Origin of the sequence: Tahibacter caeni (assembly GCF_024609805.1) — a bacterium.
Taxonomy (GTDB): Bacteria; Pseudomonadota; Gammaproteobacteria; order Xanthomonadales; family Rhodanobacteraceae; genus Tahibacter; species Tahibacter caeni.
On sequence record NZ_JANFVR010000343.1, the window covers coordinates 1 to 4,897 of the forward strand.

7 protein-coding genes are annotated in these 4,897 nt (G+C 71.9%); 5 read left to right on the top strand and 2 right to left on the bottom strand.

Annotation, left to right across the window (positions count from 1 at the left end; all coding sequences use genetic code 11):
* Window positions 1–182: double zinc ribbon domain-containing protein (locus NON22_RS20315; RefSeq protein ID WP_257388802.1), on the bottom strand; the 182-nt coding region annotated here is incomplete at its 3' end.
* Between the two features lie 62 nt (window positions 183–244).
* Here NON22_RS20315 and bioB point away from each other — a divergent pair.
* The 5 genes from bioB to bioC are packed head-to-tail and all read left to right on the top strand — an operon-like array spanning window position 245 to window position 4,499.
* On the top strand, window positions 245–1,300 hold the full coding sequence (gene bioB, locus NON22_RS20320) for a biotin synthase BioB (protein WP_257388803.1): 1,056 nt from the start codon (window positions 245–247) through the stop codon (window positions 1,298–1,300).
* Between the two features lie 26 nt (window positions 1,301–1,326).
* Window positions 1,327–2,496: an 8-amino-7-oxononanoate synthase gene (gene bioF, locus NON22_RS20325; RefSeq protein ID WP_257388804.1), complete on the top strand. Its 1,170-nt coding sequence runs from the start codon at window positions 1,327–1,329 to the stop codon at window positions 2,494–2,496.
* Window positions 2,497–2,531: 35 nt separating this feature from the next.
* Complete coding sequence (locus NON22_RS20330; protein ID WP_257388805.1) at window positions 2,532–2,852, top strand: DUF7079 family protein; 321 nt, start codon at window positions 2,532–2,534, stop codon at window positions 2,850–2,852.
* Between the two features lie 10 nt (window positions 2,853–2,862).
* The gene (gene bioH / locus NON22_RS20335) at window positions 2,863–3,627 is read left to right on the top strand and encodes a pimeloyl-ACP methyl ester esterase BioH (RefSeq protein ID WP_257388806.1); all 765 of its coding nucleotides are present in this window, start codon (window positions 2,863–2,865) and stop codon (window positions 3,625–3,627) included.
* The gene (gene bioC, locus NON22_RS20340; protein WP_257388807.1) at window positions 3,624–4,499 is read left to right on the top strand and encodes a malonyl-ACP O-methyltransferase BioC; all 876 of its coding nucleotides are present in this window, start codon (window positions 3,624–3,626) and stop codon (window positions 4,497–4,499) included. The genes bioH and bioC overlap by 4 nt, the downstream gene beginning before the upstream one ends.
* Window positions 4,500–4,540: 41 nt before the next feature.
* Here bioC and NON22_RS20345 read toward each other — a convergent pair.
* Window positions 4,541–4,897: hypothetical protein (locus tag NON22_RS20345; RefSeq protein ID WP_257388808.1), on the bottom strand; the 357-nt coding region annotated here is incomplete at its 5' end.

Sequence of the window (4,897 nt, forward strand, 5' to 3'; positions counted from 1 at the left end):
GCGTGGGGCAGCGGCAGGCCGCAGCAGGCGCAGGCGCTCGGATTTCGGGCCAGGTCGGCCAGGCAGGCGGCGCAGAGATCGCGCCGCGCGGCGCCGGGCCCGCCGCAGAGCAGGCAGCGCGCCGGCAGCAGCGCGAAACCCAGCCGCTGCAGCCAGCCGTCAACCGCCGTACGCGCGTTCACGTTGACAGCCTCCGTCGCGGCCCGGACACTCGCGCCCGAATTTAGCCCGCAAGCGACCGCCCATGACAGCCCTACGCCACGACTGGACGCGCGAGGAAGTGCTCGCGCTGTTCGACCTGCCGTTCGCCGACCTCATGCACCGTGCCCAGCAGGCGCACCGCGCGAACTTCGACGCCAACGCCGTGCAGGTCTCCACCTTGCTGTCGATCAAGACCGGCGGCTGCCCCGAGGACTGCGCCTACTGCCCGCAGAGCGCGCGCTATGCGACCGGCCTCAAGGCCGAGAAGCTCCTGAGCCTCGACGTCGTCCTCGACAAGGCGCGCCAGGCCAAGGCCGCCGGCGCCTCGCGCTTCTGCATGGGCGCGGCCTGGCGCTCGCCGAAGGACAAGGACGTGGCCAAGGTCGCCGAGATGGTCGGCGCGGTAAAGGCGCTGGGCCTGGAGACCTGCGCGACCCTGGGCATGCTGCAGCCCGAACAGGCGCAGGCGCTCAAGGCCGCCGGCCTGGACTACTACAACCACAATCTCGACACGGCGCCGGAGTTCTACGGCGACATCGTCAAGACGCGCGAATACCAGGACCGCCTGGACACGCTCGAACACGTGCGCCGGGCCGGCCTGAAGACCTGCTGCGGCGGCATCGTCGGCATGGGCGAGACGCGCGAGCAGCGCGCCGGCCTGCTGCAGACCCTGGCCAACCTGCCCGAACACCCGACCTCGGTGCCGATCAACCGCCTCGTGCAGGTCGCCGGCACGCCGCTGGCCGGCACGGCGCTGCTCGATCCGTTCGAGTTCGTGCGCACGGTCGCCGTCGCGCGGCTGCTGATGCCGCTGTCGATGGTGCGGCTGTCCGCCGGCCGCGCCGAGATGAACGACGAACTGCAGGCGCTGTGCTTCCTGGCCGGCGCGAACTCGATCTTCTACGGCGAGAAGCTGCTGACCACGGGCAATCCCGACGTCGAGCACGACCAGGCTCTGTTCCGCCGCCTCGGCATCCATGCGATGGCGGTCGTCGAGGAATCGTCGACCGTGCATGCGGACATCGTCGGCAGCGAGGCGGCCGGCTGCGCCGGCGGCGGTTGCGGCGGCGCCTGTTCCGACGCCGAACTGGCCGCCTGACGCGGCGGCGTGCGCCGCCGTAGACCATGTCCCGTCCGGATCTGCTCGCCCGACTGGCTCAGGCCCAGGCCGACCGCGCCGAGGCCGGCCTGCTGCGGCGCCTGCGCGGCGTCGCCGCGGCCGACGGCGCCTACATCGTCATCGACGGGCGCCGGCTGCTGAATTTCGCGAGCAACGACTATCTCGGCCTCGCCCAGCATCCGCGTCTGCGCGAGGCGCTGACCGATGCCGCGAAACGCTGGGGCGTCGGGGCGACCGCGGCGCATCTGCTCGGCGGCCACCGCGAACCGCACGAGGCGCTGGAACGGGCGCTCGCGGATTGGACCGGCCGTGAGCGCGCATTGCTGTTTTCGAGCGGCTGGCTGGCCAACGTCGGCGTGCTGGCCGCGCTGCTCGCCGACGGCGACCTGTGTCTGCAGGACAAGCTCAACCACGCCTGCCTGATCGACGGCGCGCGGCTCAGCGGCGCGAACCTGAAACGCTACGTGCACGCGGACGTCGCGAGCGCGCGGCGCCAGTTCGAGGCCTCGCCCGGCGTCGCGGCGCTGCTCGCGACCGACGGCGTGTTCAGCATGGACGGCGACGTCGCGCCGCTCGCGGAACTTGCCGCGCTGTGCCGCGAACAGGGCGCGACCCTGCACGTCGACGACGCGCACGGGCTCGGCGTGCTCGGCCGAGACGGCGCCGGCAGCCTGGCCGAGGCCGGTCTCGGCCAGGACGATGCGCCCGTGCTGATGGCCACGTTGGGCAAGGCCCTCGGCAGCGCCGGCGCGTTCGTCGCCGGCAGCGCGAACCTCGTCGACGGCCTGGTCCAGTTCGCGCGCAGCCACGTCTACACGACGGCGATGCCGCCGGCCGTCGCCGCCGCGGCGCTGGCCGCCGTCGGCATCGCGCGTCACGAGTCCTGGCGCCGCGAGCGCCTGCAGATCCTCGTCCGCCATCTGCGCGCCGGCGCCGCCGAACGCGGCCTGCAGCTGCTGCCCTCGCGCAGCGCGATCCAGCCGCTGCTGGTCGGCGACAGCGAGGCCGCGCTGAATCTTTCGCGCCAGCTCGAACTGCGCGGCTATTACGTGCCGGCGATACGGCCGCCGACCGTGCCGGCCGGCACGGCGCGTCTGCGCATCACCCTGTCGGCGCTGCATACCGAGAGCATGGTCGAACAGCTGCTCGACGCGCTGCAGGCGGTGCGGGCATGAGGCCTCCCGCCGAGGATCTCGCGCAGCGCCGGCCGGTGTGGCTCGCCTTGTCCGAATTGTTTCTCGACACCGACATCGAGACGCTGCTGCCGTCGCTCGCGCACGCTCTGGCCGCATCGGCCTACAGCGAGGCGGAACTGGAACGGATACTGCGCGACGAAGTGCAGCCGCTGCTGCAATGGAACCTGCTGTCGGTCGCCGGCGTCTGGGACGGCTTCGACGCGGAATGGCTGGAGCACTCCATACTCGCGCGGCGGCACCGGCTGCGCCTGCCGTTCCTGTTTCCGCACGAAGAATGGCGGTGGCTCGCTTTGTTGATTCGCGCTGAACGTGAGCGGTGCCTGGCGACCGGTTGAACGAAACGACATGCACATCGAAACTCTGGGCCAGGGGCCCGATCTCGTCCTGATTCACGGCTGGGCCATGCACGCCGGCATCTTCGCGCCGCTGACGCGCGAGCTCGCGCCGCATTTCCGCCTGCACCTCGTCGATCTGCCGGGCCACGGCTACAGCCGCACGAGCGACACGCGCCTGCAGCTGGACGACTGCGCGCAGCGCCTGGCCGCCGAGCTGCCGGCGGCGACCTGGCTGGGCTGGTCGCTCGGCGGACAGGTCTGTCTCGAAGCCGCGCGGCATCGGCCGGATCGCGTCGAGGCGCTCGTGCTGATCGCATCGAGCCCGCGTTTCGTCGTCGGCGAGGACTGGCCGCAGGGCGTCGCGCCGGACCTGTTCCGCCAGTTCGCCGACGGCCTGCGCAGCGACTACCACCGCACGATCGAGCGCTTCCTCGCGCTCGAGGCGATCGGCTCGGAACATGCGCAGAGCGAACTGCGCGAGCTGCGCGCACAGGTGTTCGCGCGCGGCGAGCCGGCGCTGAACGTGCTCTGCGACGGCCTGGACATCCTCGACCGCGCCGACCTGCGCGACGTGCTGCCGGGCCTGCGCGCGACCAGCCTCTGGATCGCCGGCCGGCGCGACAAATTGATTCCGCCGGCCGCGATGCAATGGGCCGCGCAACACAGTCCCGGCGGACGCTATCTCGAACTGCCGGCCGGCCACGCGCCGTTCATCGGTCGCGCGGCGCGCGTCGCCGAAGCCGTGCTCGCGCTGCGCGAGGAGCAGGCCGCATGACGCCGTTCGATCGCGATCAGGTGCGCCGCGCGTTCGGCCGCGCCGCAGCCGGCTATGCGGAGCACGCGGTGCTGCAGCACGAAGTCGAGGACCGCCTGCTCGAGCGCCTGGACTACGTGACCGTATCGCCGCAGCGCGTGCTCGACCTCGGCTGCGGTCCAGGCCGCGCGAGCGGCCAGCTGCGCAAGCGCTGGCGCAGGGCGGAGGTCGTCGCGATGGATCTCGCGCTGCCGATGTTGCAGCAGGCGCGCCGCGAAGGCAGCTGGCTGCGGCCGCTCGCGCGCGTCTGCGCCGACGCGCGCCAGCTGCCGCTGGCCGACGCGAGCGTCGACGTGCTGTTTTCGAGTCTCTGCATCCAGTGGATCGTCGACCTGCCGGCGCTGTTCGACGAATTCCGCCGCGTGCTGCGGCCGGAAGGTTTCCTCGCCCTGTCGACGTTCGGCCCGCTGACCCTGTACGAGCTGCGCGAGGCCTGGGCCGAGGTCGACCGTGCGCCACACGTGAGCCAGTTCGCCGACATCCAGCGCATCGGCGACGCGCTGCTCGCCGCGGGCTTCCGCGATCCGGTGCTCGACGGCGAGGACATCACCTTGACCTATGCCGACGCCGGCGCGCTGATGCGCGATCTCAAGGCCATCGGCGCGACCAATGCCGATCTGTACCGGCGCCGCGGTCTGACCGGCAAGTCGCGGCTGCAGGCCGTCACGCGCGCCTACGAGACCTATCGCCGCGACGACGGCCGCCTGCCGGCGACCTACGAAGTCATCTACGCCCACGCCTGGGGCCCGCGCCCGGGACAGCCGCGCCGCAGCGGCGGCACCGACATCGCGACGTTCCCGGTCGATCAGCTGCGCATACGGCGCAGGACCTGAGCACCGCCTGCCGCTCGCTGCGACGCGCGCGGCCGGACGCTTCAGCGCACGGCTTTTTCGACGACCGGCATGAAACGCTCGCGCTTGCCGCGCAGGTCGATGGTGTCGACGTAGTAGTAATACGTCTTGCCGGCGCTGACGTCCGTATCTTCGAAGGTATAACTATGGACCTGTTCCTGGTCGCGCAGGACGTGGATGACCCGGGACGAGATGCGCCGGTACGGACCGGCGCGGTCCTCGGCGCGGTAGACGATGTAGCCGTACAGGCGCCCGTCGTTGCTCGCGCTCCACTGCAGCCGCGCCGGTCCGCTGCCGCTCGCGCTGCGCCGGGCCTGGACCGGCGTCGACGGCGCGGCCGTCGTGACCGGCGGTGCCGTTGCAGGCGCGCCGCCGCGTTG

What these genes read in the sequence shown, in the direction of transcription:
- bioB (WP_257388803.1), top strand. Translation starts at nt 245, where the DNA reads ATGACAGCCCTACGCCACGACTGGACGCGCGAGGAAGTGCTCGCGCTG.
- bioF (WP_257388804.1), top strand. Translation starts at nt 1,327, where the DNA reads ATGTCCCGTCCGGATCTGCTCGCCCGACTGGCTCAGGCCCAGGCCGAC.
- bioH (WP_257388806.1), top strand. Translation starts at nt 2,863, where the DNA reads ATGCACATCGAAACTCTGGGCCAGGGGCCCGATCTCGTCCTGATTCAC.
- bioC (WP_257388807.1), top strand. Translation starts at nt 3,624, where the DNA reads ATGACGCCGTTCGATCGCGATCAGGTGCGCCGCGCGTTCGGCCGCGCC.